Raw genomic sequence first — 15,875 nt, forward strand, 5'->3', positions numbered from 1 at the left:
ATCTTGAAATTCGGCGCAAACGAAAAATCGACGGTTTCAAACCGTCGATTTTTCGTTTGCGGAACGCCGCCCCGGAAGGAGTATCGGCATATCAGTCAGTAATTCTTATTGAGCCATATCCCGAAAAACTTGTCGTAAATGCGGTAAACGCCCTGCTCGTGCGTAACGAAATCCTTTTCGAGCAATCCTTTGAGCGCCGCCTGCACCGAACTCGGAGAAGGCAGACTGTATTTCTGAACGAACTCCCCGGAGGTAACGGCACGGGCAGCGCCTTCCTTGCTGATGGCGATAAGCAGCTCTTTCTGTCTTTCGGGCAGGCGGAACAATATCTCCTGATAGGTGTATTTGTAAGAGTCGAGAATATTGCCCAACGCTTCGGGGATCATCTCTGCCCTACATTCTCCCCTTTCCGGAGTGATGCCGTACAGCATGTTGAGCATCTTCTGCACATACCATGTCACCCCGTCGAAACGGTCGTAAATGTCGGCGACGACACCTTGCTCGATTTTTCGGCCGCTATTTTCAAAATGCCTGCGGGCGAAGTTTTCGTATTCCGACAACCCGATACACTCCAGATACATCATCGACACGCTTTGATAAAAGGGGCGCGAGGCGTTGGCGAACATATTGCCCATGACGTGCCGCTGGCTGCCTGCGAAGATAAAACGGGCGTTGCGACAATGTTGTATGTGGGTGCGCAGCAACGCTTCCACATTCTTTTCCGTGTAATAGGCCACCTGCTGAAATTCGTCGATGGCGACGATTACCGGACGGGAGGCTTTCTCCAGATAGCGGAATATCTCGTCGAGCGTCGCTTCCGTCGAGCGGATGTCGCCCAGTTGCAGGTTGAAGCTGGGATTACCCGCCGGGTCGAACGTAATGCCGCCTTGCAGGGATTTGACGCTGTTCCAGAAACTTTCGATGGCTTTTTTGCCGAAAGGCTTCAGACCATCGACAATGACCCGGCTCAAGGAAAATACAAGGTCGCGCAACGATTTGGTCGCATAAATATCGACGAAAAACGTATAATAGTTACCTTTGATCTCCGGATTGTTGAAACAGTGCTGTATAAGTCCTGTCTTCCCCATACGGCGCGTGGAGATCAGCGCCAAATTATTGCCGTTGGTAACTTCCCGAATAAGATTCTCGCTCTCTTGTTCGCGGTCGCAGAAATACTCGGCGGATTCGTAGCCGCTGGTTATAAAGGGATTTCTCAGTGGTTTCATAGAGTTGCATATTATTACGCAAAGATAATTATTATTAAATAATAATCAAATCTAAATCTACCTTCACCATGTTGCATATCTGCCGAACCGCATGATAATCTACGGTTTCAGCCCGGTTTTCTTTTTAGAATGTGCGGCCAGCTTTTTCGCCACGTCGGGCAGCTGCCTTGCCGGTTTTCCAACGGATGTTACGGCGGTTTCGGTCTGTTCTTTCGGGGCCGGAACCGGCGGTCGGCGAAGGTTGGGATAGTCATGCCGCAGAATATGGTCGGCCCGTTGCCGGATCAGAGCCATAGCCTGTTGTTTTTCCGTCTCTGTCGTGGCTTTGGTAAAGCGTTCGGCCAAGTTGTCGAACCAGTCCCGATAGGAGAAGAAATTGGGGAACTTATCCCGTATCATAGGGTCTGTGCACTCTGGCGAAGCAAGGTGCAACAGGCAGGCAATGTTATAGGTATGTTCGGACAAAAAAATATCCGATCCTTTATCCATCCTGGCGAAGCGAACGAAATTTTCTCTTGTCGCCGACATATCGTAACGTTCGCGTTCGGTATGGATACCGATTTCCGTCATATCCGTATAACAGTCGGCCGAAAGCACTCCGAACGGCTCCGGCTCGCTGCTGTATAGCCTGTCGAGATCAATAACGGGGTTGATCCTTGCCCGTTGCACTTCATCGGGTATTACGTCTATCGTTCTGAAAAACGTGATGTCAAGCCGGGGATCGAAAAATTTGTCTGCAAGGAAATCCTTATACCTCTTTTGCAATTTCCGTCCTTCCGGCGTATTATCGAACAGCAGTACGCCCCGGTCGGTCTCGATGCCCGTATAGGTATTGATTCCGAGAAGCTGCTCTCGATCGGAATACCGGGATACGGCCCGCCGATAGTTCGAATTTTTTTTCAATTCCTGCTCGGAATTTTCCGGCAACAACGGATCGAGGCCGTTCTGATAGCAGTATATGGCCGGATAGAGCCGGCAGGTGTCCAGCGGTTTCAAGCCCTGCTCCTTGATGGCATCCGACAGTTTGCGCGGAAACATCGGGATATTCTCGTAAGGTTTCCATACCCGGTCGGGGTCGGCAAAGCGGTAATGTACGAAAAAACTGTTCGGGTAAGGCGTCAGCCAATCTTTGAGTATTATTTCCGTGCAATGATTGATAAAATGACCGAAGTTTTTATAATATCTCCCGTTTGCCGATACAGCCTGTGTTTTTCCCTCCGGTGAAAGCATCATATAAACGTCTCCCGGCTCCCGACGGTCGCCGGAGTTCATCGTTCTGTTTTCTTCTGTCGTTTTCATCGCTATTGGTTTCAATCGTAGTTTTAGAATTTCGGTTTCATGGAGGATTTGCGCTGCGGTTTTATGGGCTGCACCCGCTCCTGTTGGGGCGTAACGTTCCGCAGGGTCAGCGATTCTTTCTTACGGTCGTAGCGAACTTCGCAGTTCTCGAAGATTTTGGTATCCGTTTCCACGTTCCGCAAGCGGATCGTTTCGCCCCCGTAGAGCCGTTTGCTGTCGTCATAGGTGATCGGTTGGCGGAGTAGCTCGTCCATCTTTCGGGCGAATATATAAACATTGTCTTCGCACCTGATCCGCCCCGGAGTGTAAATATCCAGTTCGGAATCGCTCTTAAAGGCATACAGGCACATATCCGCCGTGCGTATGTCGTGGGGAACCCATTGAATCGCCTGCGGATGATTTTTGACGGCGGCTTCGCCAACCTGCTGCGTGATGATCTCTTTCGGTACGAAGCGCAAGATATGCCCGTTTTTACGTGCGGCTTCCAACGCTACTTCTTCCGAAATGGCTTTGGGACGCATTACGGTCATCAAAAAGTCGATTGTTTTAGGATTATCCTGCTCCCGAACCATTTGCAGAGCTATCGACGGTTCTGTCAACGCACCGGCGATGCTGTAATCGGTCTTATCCTTTCCGTAAGTATTGTCGAAAGCCTCTTTGCACATCTCGTAAGTCCGGTCGTCTTCGGGTATTCCCCGCAGGTTCAACGGATTCTTCCTGACCAAATCCGTATAGAACTCCGGGCTTTTCATCGTTTCCGGGATAAACTCTATGGCATACGGACTGCGACGTATGGCTTCCATGCACAACTCCGGTGTTTTAAGGGCTTCCGGAACCATTTTGAGATAGCTTCCGTCGTACCGTACCGCCGTTTCGCACAGCTCCTTATCCTTGAATTTTTCGGGAATATTGTAGAACAGTTCGGGTTCTTTGGTGAAAATCATCTCCGCCAGCTTCGGGGTCATATAGTCCGGATTCATACTGTCCAGAAAATATTTGGTTCGAGAGTATCCCTCGCAACGCTCCAACAACTGCTCGTGGATCTCTTTGTAGGGAATGTACCGAAGTACCCGCAGGTCATAGCTCGAATACAATGCCTCATGGCACATCTCCCGCGTCAGCAGTTCCGGCTTGAAATACTGAATGGCGGCAGGGTCGTTCACCATCGCTTTCCGGTACAGGTCGGGGGTATGCAATGCCTCCGGCACATAAGGAAGTGCATGGATGCTGGACGATACGGCCGCCTCGCACATACGCTTCGTGCGCAAATGTTCCGGTACGTCGTGCAGCATGATCCCGTCGCTCTGTACCGCCGCCGTGCATACCGTCCTTGTTTTCCACCTCCCCGGCAGGGCCGTCAGACACGACGGGTCGGTACGAACCCCGTACAGGGCAATGTGTTCATCCATCACCTCCGGTTCGATGTCTGCCAGCAAACCTACCATATCGGCGCCTTCCTGCCGGTATTTTTTTATGCCTTCCAAACACACGTCGGCATAGGGAATGAATTGAAGGACGCTCCGGTTTTCGCGGAGTTTGGCCAGCGGGGCGTTAAGGGCCAGCCGGCACATCTGCGGGGTTTTTATCGCTTGGGGCACGAACTCCAACACCCAACCATCTTTCGCTACTGCATCCATGCACATCTTCCGGGTCTTGATCCGGTCGGGCACATAAGGCAGGGCCCATACATTGTTTTGCACCGCCGCTTCGCACAGGGCCTCTGTTCGGCGCTCCTGCGGCACGAACAGCAGCGCCGGCCCGTAACGTTCTACGGCGGCCTTGCACATCGAGGGCGTTTTCAGTTCCTCCGGCACATAGTCGAGCGCAAAATCCCAGCTTTGCACGGCCGTATAACACAGCTTTTCGGTGCGCATATCGCGGGGAACGTATCGGATATTTTCTCCGTCGATCTCGACGGCGCGGCGGCATACCGCCTCGGTACGCCGCTCCAAAGGAAGGGTCATCAACATATTATGCTTTCTGCCGCCCCGTTCGAGCAAGGCTATATCCCGTTTTTCCTGTTCTGTCATAAGGTTTTCAAATTAAAAATGCCCGACTTTGGCCGGGCAATGATGTTCGTTTGAGACTATTGCTCTTCGCCGCCCGTATCGCTGTCGTTCTGGAACGTGAAGCTCTTTTGCACCACCTGTCCCATATTGTCCTCGATATAGACGTCGATGGTCTGCTGGTCGTCGCTGCGGGAGGTGTAATAAAGGCGGAACGAGAAGCGTTCCAGCGGATAGCGGTCGTTGGGCAGGAACACCGTCCCGTCGTCCATCCGCAGTTCTCCCTTGCCGTCGGGTTGGAAATAGCGGATCGTGTAGCGGGCGTCGGCATACTCCCCCTCACGAACCAGCGTACAGCGTATCTCGGCGGTTTCGCCTACGCCGATACGCTTGGGTACGGGCATCGTTTCCAACGAGAAACTGTACGCCTGCTGAATGTCCAGATCTTTGTCGCAGGATGCGAGCAGTCCGAGTGCGGCCATCGCCGCAAAAAATAACTTTTTCATCACTTTTCGGTTTATTTGCATTTGTAATCCGCGAAGTCCATCGCGTTGAACAATCGTTTGTTGTTGCACCAGTAGGCCAGCCGCCACGCCTCCCGCGAGGGTTTGGCGTCGCCCGAAAAATCCCGGTACGGCTGTGCGAAGGGCACGCAGCCCAACGCCTTCAGCTCCCGAATACGTTCCAGCGCATCGCCGATGTCGTCGCGCACCAGCACGTAGAAGAACAGTTTGCGGGGCGACAAGCCACATTTGACGAGCAGTTCTACGGCGTTATGTACATCCTCCTGCACGGCACAGCTGTCGTAGGCCATCCGCAGGAAGCGCAGCCACCTGACCCGTGCGAGCAGCTCTGCGAGTTCCGGGTTGCGGGCGATACGCCGCACGTCAAGCCCCTGATTGAAGTCCACCCGCACGCCCAAGCGGACGATCTTTTCGATCTGCGCGAGGCCCCATGCGGAGGCCAGCACGTTGTTGTCGAGCAGCACGGCCCGTTTGCGTCCTGCAAGGAACTCTTCGATGTCGGCATGGGGCCGGATAGCGCCCTCTTTGCGCGGCACCACGCACCACGAACATCGGTTCGGGCATCCGCGCGTGAGAAAGCCGTAGGCTTCGCCCACGCCGTAGAGCGAGTAATCCGGACATGTATGTTCGACCGCCTCCGGCAGCGTCGTCGTATAATCGCGGTAGCCCGTTCCGCCGCGTATCACCTCGCAGCGGTATTCATCCCGGCAGTCGGGCGTATGGGTAAAGACCTTCGACAGATACACTTTGTCGTAACGCCCCGCCACGGGATCGGCAAATTCCACCGTATCGCCCCGGAACTTATGCCACGCCGAAAGTTTCATCAGCACGAGGTTCGGGAAGTTGCGCCCGTCCACATCCACCAATCCGATTCGCATGGCCTCCTCACTGTTTTGAGGTTTCGGGTCCCCGTTCCAGCCGAGAACGGGCTATGGCGACGTATTCCGGATTCGGCTCGATGCCGATGTAGTGGCGTCCCAGCCTGCGGGCGACGAGGGCCGTCGTTCCGCTTCCCAGAAACGGATCGAGGACTACGCCGCCCGGCGGACACCCCGCCTCGATAGGCGTTTCGATCAACTTCTGCGGATAGGGGGCGTAGTGCTTCTCGTGGCTGATTTCGGTCGTAATCCGCCAGACCGCCCGTTTGTTCCTGCCTTGAAGGTCATTTCTGGATTTCGAACCTGTCGGATGTTCCGGCTGTCTGGATATTCTGTTCGTCTCATTCCCGGCATAAGGTTCGAACTGTTGCCGGAAGTCGTATTTCGGGGATTTGGCGAAGAAAAACACCTTCTCGAAATCCACCGTAAAACGGTCTTTGACAGGGGTAGGCACAGCCGAGGGCTTGTGCCATATAATCTCGTTGCGCAGTATCCACCCCCGCAGGATCATCATCTCGGCGAACAGCCCCGGGATATTGCACAGCGATTTGTGCGGAACTCGGTGTATCGACAGATCGACGCGCAGTGTTTTCAGACAATGGGCGTTTTTACCCGGCGGCCAATCGTCTGTGCGGTTGTATTTATTGAGTTTGCTGTACGAATCGCCGAGGTTCACCCATAGCGTCCCCGTACTTTTCAATACGCGGCAACACTCGTCGAAGATGCCCACGAGATGCTCCAAGAACATCTCGCGGGAGGGTTCCTGTCCCAACTGCCCCAGCCATCCGCCGCAACTGCGGCAGATGGCGTAATCGTCGAAATCGTGTTCACACTCCTGCCGCCCGCCGAACAGTATCGGAGAGAGTCCGTAATCTCTGAGCTGCCAGTACGGGGGCGAGGTTACGATACAGTCGATGGAGTTGTCGGGCAGCCGGCCGAGGCCGGAGGCCGCATCCGTATTAAAAATTACATCCGTTCGCATTGCATTCGCTCTTTAATGTCCAGTCCCCGTATCGCTGTCCGGCACTTCGTCCCAAGGGTTGTCCTCCGGAATCTCGATGTCCGTCTGTGGGCGTTTCAGGGTTTCCGTTGTTTCTTCCTCATACAGTTTGGCGCACGAGGTAAAGGCCATAGCCGCTGTCAGCAGCATCGTGGCCGCGATCGCTCTTTTTCTCATCGTCAGTCATCGGTTAAAAGGTTGGATATTTCCGGGTCGAGCCTGCCCCGGTATTCGAATGTCTCTTTCAGCTCGCACGCCCGCTCGAACCATTTGCGCCCTTCCTCCCTGTGACCCAGCCGCGAGCAGGCGATGGCTTTCAGGTAGCACGCCTCGGCCGATTCGGGCAGCGCGGAGAGCACTTCGTAAGCGCGGTCGTCATGGCCGAGCGAGAGCAGTGCGATAGCCGTATTTCGGTCATGGTAAGGAGCCAATATCGTGAGGGCTTCGCCGTAGCGCCTTTCGTCGAGCAGCTTCACGCCCCGCGCGTAGAGCGTATCGGGTACGGTCGTATGGATCGTATCCTTCACCATGCCCACGCGCCGCAGGTCGTATTTGAAATCGACCGAGCGCAGCAGCGGATAGAGCCGCTCCCGGATATGTTTATACTCCTGCGGATACCTGCCGCGCAGGGCCGCTTCGCGCCGGTCGGGATTCTTCTCCGCACCGAGCAGCGCAAGGATCGCCTCGCGGTGCGGCAGACTGTCCGAGGCGGCGATCAAGCGCCCCAGCTCCGTCCAGTTCTCGCCTGCGGAGCGCACGGCGATCAGCGTATCGACCTGCCGCCCGAAACGCTCGCCCAGACGCCGTTTGAGCGACAGGGCACGCTCGCGGGCCAGACGCTCGTTGAGCGCGAGCGCTCCTTCCGGTGATGCCGAAGCGGTCAGCACGATACTGTCCACATAAAACTCCCGCTGGTTTATCAGTCCGTCCATCAGGGATTCGATACGGGCGAGCTGAACGGCGTTGGTTTCCAGCGTGTCGATAATGTCCGATTTGCCGACTTCGAAGGCAAGGTAGTTGCGGTCTTTGACCACGGCATACTTCTCGATCACTTTGATCAGGTAGCGCCTCGTGGTGTCTGTAAAGGTCAGCATCGAGGATATATTGTATTCCAGCGTATCGAGCGGCGGCATATCGTAACGGCTGCCGTCCAGCCCTACGACCGCTCCCGCAAGTGTGACGTGCATCGTCTTGCCTTCGCCTTTGGTCGGTACTTCCTGCGTGTAGTAATAGCTGATCTTCTCACGGCCTTCGACGATGGAATCCAGCCGCACGCCCTCCGGATAGGGGTGCTTGACGAAACGCTCGAAAGCCCGCTGCTCGGCAGCCGCATCGGGCTTGAAGACCCGCACGTATTGGTCGAACTGCCAATAGTTGCGATCCTGCACGCGGCAGAACAGCCCGCCCCGGATACTGATCTGCTGAAGCGGCACGAGGCTGTCCGTCTTGTGGAGCATGGGTGTTACGGCCACGCTCCGGCAGTTGCCCTGCAACTGGCGCGGCAGCTCGATCACGAAGTCGATGCAGACCTTGCCCATACGCTCGGCGACGGTGCGCGATTTGGCCACCACGACCACCTCGTCGAGTTCGAACGACATGACGCGCTCGCCGTTTTCGAGCGTAGTCGTAGGCAGGAAATAGATGGGTTTCAGGCTGTCGCGGTGCTTGTATTCGACATATTGCGGTGCGGACTCCTTTTTCGGCTCCTGCTTTTGTTCTTTGGGCGCATAGTTCGCCCGTGCGCCCAAGCCCCGGCGCTGAAGCCTGCCCGTAACGGTACAACCGCCCAGCAGCAGGCACACGACGAGGCTGTGCAATAACATCTTCTTCATTGTTTTATAACTTTTTTCTTATCATAAGCCGAGAAGACGGGCCCGACTACCTCCATGTAATCGACGCTTGTGCTTGTTGACTTTGCCCGTAGATGTCCGTAATCGTAAAGACGAATTCCGTTCGCTCGGCATAGGAAGAGTTGGCGGTAAAAATATGTTGTCCGGCTTCGAGGGTTACAGGGCTGTCGGGGCGTAACATGGAACCGCCATACGAAACCCTGCAATTCGTCGAGGTCGTCGTATAACTTACGGTATAGTCGCCCGCGTATTCGGTCGAACGGATGATCAGCGTCATCGGACTGTCCGAATAGAGAGCCGCCGAGGACATGGTTCGTATCATTGCGGAGAATTTCGGATAACGGGACGTTACCGTGCATTGCCGCTGTACGCTATGGCCGCTGCCGTCGCTTACCCGCACCGTAACCGTCAGGTCGCCGGTGACACGGGTGTCGAGCAAGAAACCGTGGGTTCCATTGCCTAACATGACTTCGTTGCCGCCGAGCCCTGTCCCTGCGGGAAATACGAAAACGGCCTGCGGATCGGAACAAGTGAAGGTAGAGATTGCGGCGTCATCGCTTCCACTGATTTCCAACGTAAAAGTGGCGGGATTGCCGACGACGATTGCCGAAGGCGGTGTCAGCGTAACATCGAGAGAGGGTTTTTCGACCGCCTCGGTCGTCAGCGTACGGCGAATTTCATAGTCATAGGCATCCCGCAGGACGAATGTCAGCACGGCTTCGCCTGCAACTGTCGGGCAGTATCCGATCCGTGCTGTTTTAATTCCGGCTCCGCCGGGTAATGCGACGGGAATTCCGGTCGTCATGGCTGCACCGTCGAATGTTATCGTACCTTCGCCCTTCTCCTGTTCGACGGTCAGCGTGTAGCGACCGTCGGGATCGGTGCTCTCGACCCTCATCTCGGTAAAAATATCGTCGCCCACGCAGCACGTCCGAGGTAGTTCCGTGAAGGTCGCTCCGAGCGTCGAAAGACGCATATCCGTCGCATTGGCCCCCGAAATCATCACATCGAGGTTATAATGACAGTTACGCAGGATGTCGAAAGAGGTCGTGACGTTGCTGCCGGGATAGATGTAATAATCGACCTTACGGCCTGATGCCTCGCCTTCAAGATGGATACAGGTGGCGTATTGCGGGGCATTTTCGCGGCTGCGCTGCCGCGGGTCGGTGATGCCCGGCACTTCGCCCTGAGCGTTTTCGGGAAGGTAAAGAACAACGGAGTAGCTGCGTCCGGAAAGGGCGCTCTTCGGAAAGGATGTCACTTCGCTGTCCGTTGTGGGTTTGCTTCCAGCGAAGAACGGCACGCAGGACGGTACGCCCGTTACCTGACAGGATCGGAGTTCGAAATCCGTAAAGGCGCCGGCCGTCGTGACGTTCAGAGTCAGTTTTGCCACACACCGCCGCAGGAGTATCGCGACATCGGTAGCCCCCGATACAGTGAAAGACTGCCGGCCGCTCATCGCAAACCTCTCATCGGTATCTCCCGATACATCGAGAACGTACATCGCTTCCTGCAATCGCAGGAGTGTCATCGGCCCCATATCTTCCCTCGTATTGGCGATGGCATACGCTTCGTAACGGCCGTGAGCTATCGTCATCGTCCGCGAAGCGTTCCCTGCGGTCAGATAGTGATGTTCCAGCGAACCCGTCTGCACGTTATGCAGGTAAAGGTTCACGTCTGCAATGGTATTTTCATCCTCCGAATTTCGTGTCGGAAATCCGTTGTCCGCAGCCGTAAAAGATATTTCCACCTGCGAAGCGACAGCTTCGGGGGACTGCGGTCCATCGGGCGGGTAGCTGCCGCTATCCTTCGTGCAGGATGCGGACAGAAGCGGCAATAATCCTAAAAACAAGAGCTTTTTCATATCTCGGGATTCTAAAACATATAAGAGAAAGAGGCTTCCAGCTTCGCCGGAGCCAGTGCGATACGGCGGTAATGCCGCAGAAAGACATCTTCGCCGGGCGGCGGCGCGGGGTTCCAGCGCGTATCGTTCATGTAATACAGGCCGATGCCGCCTTCGAGCGAGAAATTCCACCGCCTATGCAGCATCCACGAGTAGCCCGCGCTGGCACCTACGCCGACAGCCCAGCCGTTGTAGCGTTTGTTCCGGTTCCCGACGCGATACTGTGCGAGGGCGGAGTGCACGCCCCAAAAGAAGCCGACGTGCGGCTCGAAGCGCCAGCGGCGCACACCCACGACGGCTCCCAGCACTTTGGTTCGCAGACTTTCGGTCGAGATCGGGTTCCAGTATGCCGACGCTTCGACAGACCATTTTTCCGATACGGCCACATCCACACCGGCATTGACGGTTCCCGTTGCCAGTCCCAGCGCATTGACGCGCACGGCCGTATATTGAGCCGAAGCTGCGTTCGCCGCGAGGACGAACAGCAGCAGTACAAATAATCTTTTCATCGTGTTTCTATTTTGTTGGAATGAGTAGCCGCCGCATCCGGCAAAAGGTATCGGCGGAGCGTTGAGAGAGGTTAATCGGTCTGAAATTCGGGAACGACATTGCGGTTTTCCCATGCGGTAAAGGAATACTCCGGCTTCCGCGACAGCTCCTTGCGGGGATAGTGGCCGATGAAGTTGCTCCACCAGACGGCGACCGTTTTCCCTCCGATCCCCTTGAACGTGCAACGGCTTCCTATCGGAACAACGAACGCCTGTTTTTCCTGATCGATCCGGTACGCGCCGTCGCAACTTATCTCGACCAGATCGACATGGGTATAGATATAGACGGCTTCCTGCACGAAGTCCACGTAGAGCGTATCCCGAAACCTTTTCATGGGATGGCGGTACGGGTTTTCCGCTGAGACGAACTGCGTGAGGCCGCGATCCGCATACCAACCTCCGACTTTCGATCCGTCCACCGGTTTGAGAGGCACGAGCGGCCCGTCGTCCAACGACAATATCATCATGCGATTGTCTTCGGACGTATAGGAGGAACTCCATTTTACGACCGTCATATTCTCTTTGTCGACGCTTCCCCGACCGCGGTGGGTAGTCCCACGCTTCCAGTAGGTATATATCGTCAGGAGATTATAAAAGTCGTGCGTAAACGTTTTCGTATAGCTGTACCCGTCCGTGTTGCTTACAGCCACCTCATAGACGAGGCAATGATTGTCGGCGGTATAGCAATCGCCGGGGAAGTAGTCCACGGGGAGAGTGTAAACGCCCGAAGGGGCGTCGAGCGGGAAGGTGACGGACGAGGTGAGCGGCTGCCCGTTGAAGAAGAAGGCCCCGTTCTTTCCTGCGACGAAGCGAACCGTCGCCGAAAGGTCGCCGGCCTTTTGCGGATCGTCCACGGTGATCGTAAGCTGCCGGCCGGGGTCGTACAGGCAATATCCCTCGAACCGATAGCCCTCGTAAGGGAAGTTGTCCGAAATCTCGACTTCGAACGCATCTACACGGGTATCGACCGCGTTTTCGCCCTTGATGACGATATTGAGCGTATATACCGTATTGCGGCGCACGTCGAAGTTGGTCGTATTGTTCTCTCCCAGATATACGTCGTACGTCAGCAGTTTGCCTTCACGCTGCGCTTTGATCCGCAGGAAAGTCGCTCCTTCGGGTGCGTTGCCGGCACATTTCTGCTCCTGAGAGGTTATTCCCGGCACTTCGCCCCGACAGTTCTCCGCCAAGAAGAACGTGCGCGATGCCTTGCGGTTCTCATACGATGCGATCGCCGAAAGCTCGGAAGAGGTGAGCTCACGGGCCTGCTGATCCTCCGCAAACAGCGTGGTGACACTTGCCATATCCACCACCTGCACGGATTGGAGCTTCAGGTCGTAGTCCACCCCGTAGAAGGAGATGTTGCAGACGATTTTGGCCACGTTGCGCCGGACGGTGACCGTAGCCTCCGGCGTCCCTTTCCCGACCGTACATTCCGCATATCCGGACATGGGCAGCGACGTGTAACTTCGGGGTACGCGGAACTCATAGTCCGACAACGCCTCCCGGCTCATCGGGCCCATGTCTTCGTGCAGATTGGCTACGGCATACACATCGTACCGGCCGGCGGGAATGGAACGCTCCAATACGCCGCCCTGCACGTAAAAGTGCTGCGACGGGCGTATGCCCTGCGGATCGAAGAGGAAAACGTTCATGTCCTTGACGGCCCGTTCGTCCGCGGCCCGGGTAACCGCCTGCGTTTCTTCCGGACACACCCGCAGCGTAAAGCGGGTCGCAGACTCCGCAGCCGGAACAATGTCTTCTTTGGAACAACCGATCGCCAAAGCGAGCAGCGGCATAATTAAAATCAGTAGGTTTCTCATAATGAAAAATGGAAAAAGGGGAAAGACAGGGACGATTGCACCCTGTCCCTTCCCTTCTGATGCTACATACCGATATTAACATCCTGATTGAACGGCCCTTCCCAGTCTGCGGGGGTGATCGTCACGGCCACGTCGGCACCCGTCAGGCCGCTGATGTTCACCGTTACGCGGCGGTAGGTATTGCGGTTGATAGCCTTACCCGAATCCCCGGCAAGTTCGCTCTCGTAACTTACGGGCATCTGGTCGTCCGTCGTTCCGAAATCCCCGTCATGATCGTAAATGCCTTCGAGGGTCAGCAGTACGCTCTCGGCAGCCATGTTGTCCTCATTGCCGTAGATATAGAACAAATTGGCATATTTCCCGCTCTGCTCTTTCGCTGCCTGCGTATGGCTGAAAGTCTGTGCTGCGAACAGAGGCATGGTTCCCCCGGAATGTTCGCGGTTCTGGGTTCCTCCGGAATGCGACGTGCCGACGTCGAAATAGGAGACCGAGGATGCCGCACGGGAAACGGTCGCCGAAGCGATCCGCACGCGACCCGGATAAGTCGCGGCGAACTTGCTGTCGGTCGTGGCCTGTACGGCTACTTTCGACACGAGCCTTTCGAGCGCGATCTGCACGGTGGTCGTCTGCCCGGCCGCAGCGATGGCCTGCGTCGCCGAACCGGTCATAGTGAACCCTGCGGAGCGTTTGGCCTTCGTCGTCACCTCGTCGAACGTACCGTTATAGTCCGCGATCTCGCTCTCGGCCTGGCTTCGCAGGTCGTCCAGTGTGCCGATCCCGGAAAGGGCACTGCCGTTGGCGATGGCATAGAAACGGTACGTTTGCCCCGGTGCGGCGTCCGGTACGGGAATGGTCGCCGTCTGTCCCGAAATCTCCGCAGCGGTGAACTTGCGTTGCAGTACGGCGTCCCCGTTGCCGTCGAATACGAACAGCGTGAGCGTGCCTATCTTCTTCTCCCAGCTCTCGGCCGCGGCCGTCTGGTCGAAGAAGGCGCGGGTTTCGGGCGTCTTGTCCGTCAGGGTGATTTTCACTACGCTGCCCGTCGCCGAGTCTGCGATCTCGTCGGTGTGCTTGTTGCAGGAGGCCAGCATGGCCAGGGCAGCCGTGGCTGCCAAAATCATCTTTTTCATAGATTTAATTGATTTTATGCCGTTTCGTGCGGCGGTTAATAAAAAGTGGTGGATGAATGTCAGTCGATGATGAATTTCAGTCCTATTCCGAACTGCGTGTGGAAATGCCCTGTCGTCGTGCCCCAAAGCACACGCTCGCGGCCCGATATGCAGAGCACGATGCGGTCGGTGATATAGGCTTCGGCCTCCAGCGTCACCGCGCCTCCGTAGAGGAATCCCTCGCGGCTTCGGATCGTGGAGCCGTCGTACAGCATTTTATCTCCCCAGTTCACCGTCTCGTACCCCAACAGGGCCGAGCCGCCGATGTAGAGGAAGAAGGTCTTGGAGCCGTCCGCGAGAAACTTATAGTAGTAGCCCCCTTCGCCCGTGAACTGCGCCACGGGGATACTCCCTGCTTTGTAGGGGTAATTGCGGCAGAGGTACTCCGCCCCGAAGACCCACTTGTTCGCACGGCCCGCATAACGGTTCATGGCCGCTCCGAAGTAGTACCCCGTGGTGCTGCGCCCGGAGGCGGAGTACCAGCCGTCCGCCATGCCCGCGCGTACCTCCAGCCCCCGCATTCCGGGCAGGGTACGCTGGGCATGGGCCTCCGGAGCCAAAGCCAGACCGAGGGCCAGCGATAGCAGCAATGCCAACCGTTTCATGCTATTTGACCTTTAATTCGTTGATGACCTCGGCACGCACCAGATCGGCGTTTTCGACCGTAAAGGTCTGGTGGCGTCCGCCTTCTTTCTCGTAGAGTTCCACCACGAGGTGCTTGTCGTCGGGAATGGTGAACTTCGGAAGCGTGAAGACCATGCGCTCGCTGCTCTTGCCCCGAATCACCTGCACGTTGTTGTGGGCACGCAGGGGCCGGATGACCTGCTCCTGAATGGCCGTGCGCTTGGCGACCTTCTTATCCGCGATCTTGAAGGTGAGGTGATCGACCTCGAAAGGCACGTTCGAGGAGTTCTTCAGTTGCAGGTGGAAATAGAGCAGCCCGTTGTGCGAATAGATGCCTTTGAGTAGATACTGGATGCCGAAACGCTTGCAGCCGATATGCTTTACCTCGCGGCGGTCGTTCTTGTAGATCGACTTCATAATGAGCTTCACCAGCAGCGGCGATTCGCTCCCCAGCTCCTCCATGTAGATCTCCAGCGCGTTGTTGGGGCGATTCACCGCCTCGCCGTCGTGCAGGAAGTCGGTCATCTCGACCGACAGTTTCACAGGCTCGTCGGCATACTTGACATTGAAGGTGTAATAGGCGCCGTCTTCCGTTATCACCGAGAGGTTGCTCTCGCGCGAGAAGTCGCGCAGGGCTGCCTTGACGCGCAAAACATTCTCCGTGCCGTCGGCTTTGGCGGCCAAAAGGTCTGCCGAGCCCAGATCGACGTAGCGGATGGCCGAGGGGAAAATAACGTGCGTGGTCTTGTTGAAGGTCACCTCCAGCGCGTAAGGCGGGATCATGCGGTCGAAGGTCAGCGGACGGGTCAGCCCGCCGAAGTAGTCGCCCGTCGAAGGTGTCGCGGCAGCCGGTATGTCCGGCGCTGCGGTTTCGGCTATCTCCTGCGCCGAAGCGCCCGTTACGCATCCTAAAAGTGCGAACGATAAAAGGATTTTTTTAACTGCGCCCGGCTTGTTTTCTTTCGCTGCCGGCGAGCAAAGGTTTTGCGAGCGGACTGTGCTCTCGATTTTCTTTCGGTTCATAA

At 56.2% G+C, this 15,875-nt stretch carries 14 protein-coding genes; all 14 read right to left on the minus strand.

Annotated features, from left to right (window positions below; genetic code table 11):
• Window positions 1–95: 95 nt before the first annotated feature.
• On the minus strand, window positions 96–1,226 hold the full coding sequence (locus FME97_RS01740) for an AAA family ATPase (protein WP_141427625.1): 1,131 nt from the start codon (window positions 1,224–1,226) through the stop codon (window positions 96–98).
• 99 nt (window positions 1,227–1,325) lie between these two features.
• The gene (locus tag FME97_RS01745; RefSeq protein WP_141427627.1) at window positions 1,326–2,525 is read right to left on the minus strand and encodes a DUF6047 family protein; all 1,200 of its coding nucleotides are present in this window, start codon (window positions 2,523–2,525) and stop codon (window positions 1,326–1,328) included.
• A gap of 23 nt (window positions 2,526–2,548) precedes the next feature.
• Complete coding sequence (locus FME97_RS01750) at window positions 2,549–4,555, minus strand: DUF4116 domain-containing protein (protein WP_141427629.1); 2,007 nt, start codon at window positions 4,553–4,555, stop codon at window positions 2,549–2,551.
• 56 nt (window positions 4,556–4,611) lie between these two features.
• Window positions 4,612–5,037 carry a DUF3872 domain-containing protein gene (locus tag FME97_RS01755; protein WP_081918693.1) on the minus strand — a complete coding sequence of 142 codons (426 nt, stop codon included), beginning with the start codon at window positions 5,035–5,037 and terminating at the stop codon, window positions 4,612–4,614.
• 11 nt (window positions 5,038–5,048) lie between these two features.
• Complete coding sequence (locus tag FME97_RS01760; RefSeq protein ID WP_032135185.1) at window positions 5,049–5,933, minus strand: radical SAM protein; 885 nt, start codon at window positions 5,931–5,933, stop codon at window positions 5,049–5,051.
• 7 nt (window positions 5,934–5,940) lie between these two features.
• Window positions 5,941–6,915 (minus strand): DNA-methyltransferase, encoded by a 975-nt coding sequence (locus FME97_RS01765; RefSeq protein ID WP_032135184.1) that lies wholly within the window; start codon window positions 6,913–6,915, stop codon window positions 5,941–5,943.
• A 12-nt stretch (window positions 6,916–6,927) separates the two neighbouring features.
• Window positions 6,928–7,110 carry a hypothetical protein gene (locus FME97_RS01770; RefSeq protein WP_032135183.1) on the minus strand — a complete coding sequence of 61 codons (183 nt, stop codon included), beginning with the start codon at window positions 7,108–7,110 and terminating at the stop codon, window positions 6,928–6,930.
• Between the two features lie 2 nt (window positions 7,111–7,112).
• Entirely contained in the window at window positions 7,113–8,765 is a 1,653-nt protein-coding gene (locus FME97_RS01775; protein WP_317129398.1) for a tetratricopeptide repeat protein, read from the minus strand.
• Between the two features lie 46 nt (window positions 8,766–8,811).
• The gene (locus tag FME97_RS01780; RefSeq protein WP_141427631.1) at window positions 8,812–10,647 is read right to left on the minus strand and encodes a DUF4906 domain-containing protein; all 1,836 of its coding nucleotides are present in this window, start codon (window positions 10,645–10,647) and stop codon (window positions 8,812–8,814) included.
• 11 nt (window positions 10,648–10,658) lie between these two features.
• A complete protein-coding gene (locus tag FME97_RS12375) occupies window positions 10,659–11,195 on the minus strand; it encodes a DUF3575 domain-containing protein (RefSeq protein WP_032135181.1) in 537 nt (178 codons plus the stop codon).
• Window positions 11,196–11,266: 71 nt separating this feature from the next.
• Complete coding sequence (locus tag FME97_RS01790) at window positions 11,267–13,033, minus strand: DUF4906 domain-containing protein (RefSeq protein ID WP_032135180.1); 1,767 nt, start codon at window positions 13,031–13,033, stop codon at window positions 11,267–11,269.
• Window positions 13,034–13,119: 86 nt separating this feature from the next.
• A complete protein-coding gene (locus tag FME97_RS01795; protein ID WP_032135179.1) occupies window positions 13,120–14,187 on the minus strand; it encodes a fimbrial protein in 1,068 nt (355 codons plus the stop codon).
• A 59-nt stretch (window positions 14,188–14,246) separates the two neighbouring features.
• The gene (locus FME97_RS01800) at window positions 14,247–14,831 is read right to left on the minus strand and encodes a conjugal transfer protein TraO (protein ID WP_032135178.1); all 585 of its coding nucleotides are present in this window, start codon (window positions 14,829–14,831) and stop codon (window positions 14,247–14,249) included.
• Window position 14,832: 1 nt separating this feature from the next.
• Window positions 14,833–15,873, minus strand: coding sequence for a conjugative transposon protein TraN (gene traN, locus FME97_RS01805; protein WP_081918690.1), 1,041 nt, complete (start codon window positions 15,871–15,873; stop codon window positions 14,833–14,835).
• Window positions 15,874–15,875 lie beyond the last annotated feature (2 nt).

This window comes from Alistipes dispar (assembly GCF_006542685.1).
In the GTDB taxonomy this organism is placed as follows: Bacteria; Bacteroidota; Bacteroidia; order Bacteroidales; family Rikenellaceae; genus Alistipes; species Alistipes dispar.

Bases quoted from the DNA above. Each gene is read 5' to 3' on its own strand.
- FME97_RS01770 (WP_032135183.1), bottom strand. From the start codon at position 7,110: ATGAGAAAAAGAGCGATCGCGGCCACGATGCTGCTGACAGCGGCTATG.
- FME97_RS01795 (WP_032135179.1), bottom strand. From the start codon at position 14,187: ATGAAAAAGATGATTTTGGCAGCCACGGCTGCCCTGGCCATGCTGGCC.
- FME97_RS01740 (WP_141427625.1), bottom strand. From the start codon at position 1,226: ATGAAACCACTGAGAAATCCCTTTATAACCAGCGGCTACGAATCCGCC.
- traN (WP_081918690.1), bottom strand. From the start codon at position 15,873: ATGAACCGAAAGAAAATCGAGAGCACAGTCCGCTCGCAAAACCTTTGC.
- FME97_RS01760 (WP_032135185.1), bottom strand. From the start codon at position 5,933: ATGCGAATCGGATTGGTGGATGTGGACGGGCGCAACTTCCCGAACCTC.
- FME97_RS12375 (WP_032135181.1), bottom strand. From the start codon at position 11,195: ATGAAAAGATTATTTGTACTGCTGCTGTTCGTCCTCGCGGCGAACGCA.
- FME97_RS01800 (WP_032135178.1), bottom strand. From the start codon at position 14,831: ATGAAACGGTTGGCATTGCTGCTATCGCTGGCCCTCGGTCTGGCTTTG.
- FME97_RS01755 (WP_081918693.1), bottom strand. From the start codon at position 5,037: ATGAAAAAGTTATTTTTTGCGGCGATGGCCGCACTCGGACTGCTCGCA.
- FME97_RS01790 (WP_032135180.1), bottom strand. From the start codon at position 13,033: ATGCCGCTGCTCGCTTTGGCGATCGGTTGTTCCAAAGAAGACATTGTT.
- FME97_RS01765 (WP_032135184.1), bottom strand. From the start codon at position 6,915: ATGCGAACGGATGTAATTTTTAATACGGATGCGGCCTCCGGCCTCGGC.
- FME97_RS01775 (WP_317129398.1), bottom strand. From the start codon at position 8,765: ATGAAGAAGATGTTATTGCACAGCCTCGTCGTGTGCCTGCTGCTGGGC.
- FME97_RS01750 (WP_141427629.1), bottom strand. From the start codon at position 4,555: ATGACAGAACAGGAAAAACGGGATATAGCCTTGCTCGAACGGGGCGGC.
- FME97_RS01745 (WP_141427627.1), bottom strand. From the start codon at position 2,525: ATGAAAACGACAGAAGAAAACAGAACGATGAACTCCGGCGACCGTCGG.
- FME97_RS01780 (WP_141427631.1), bottom strand. From the start codon at position 10,647: ATGAAAAAGCTCTTGTTTTTAGGATTATTGCCGCTTCTGTCCGCATCC.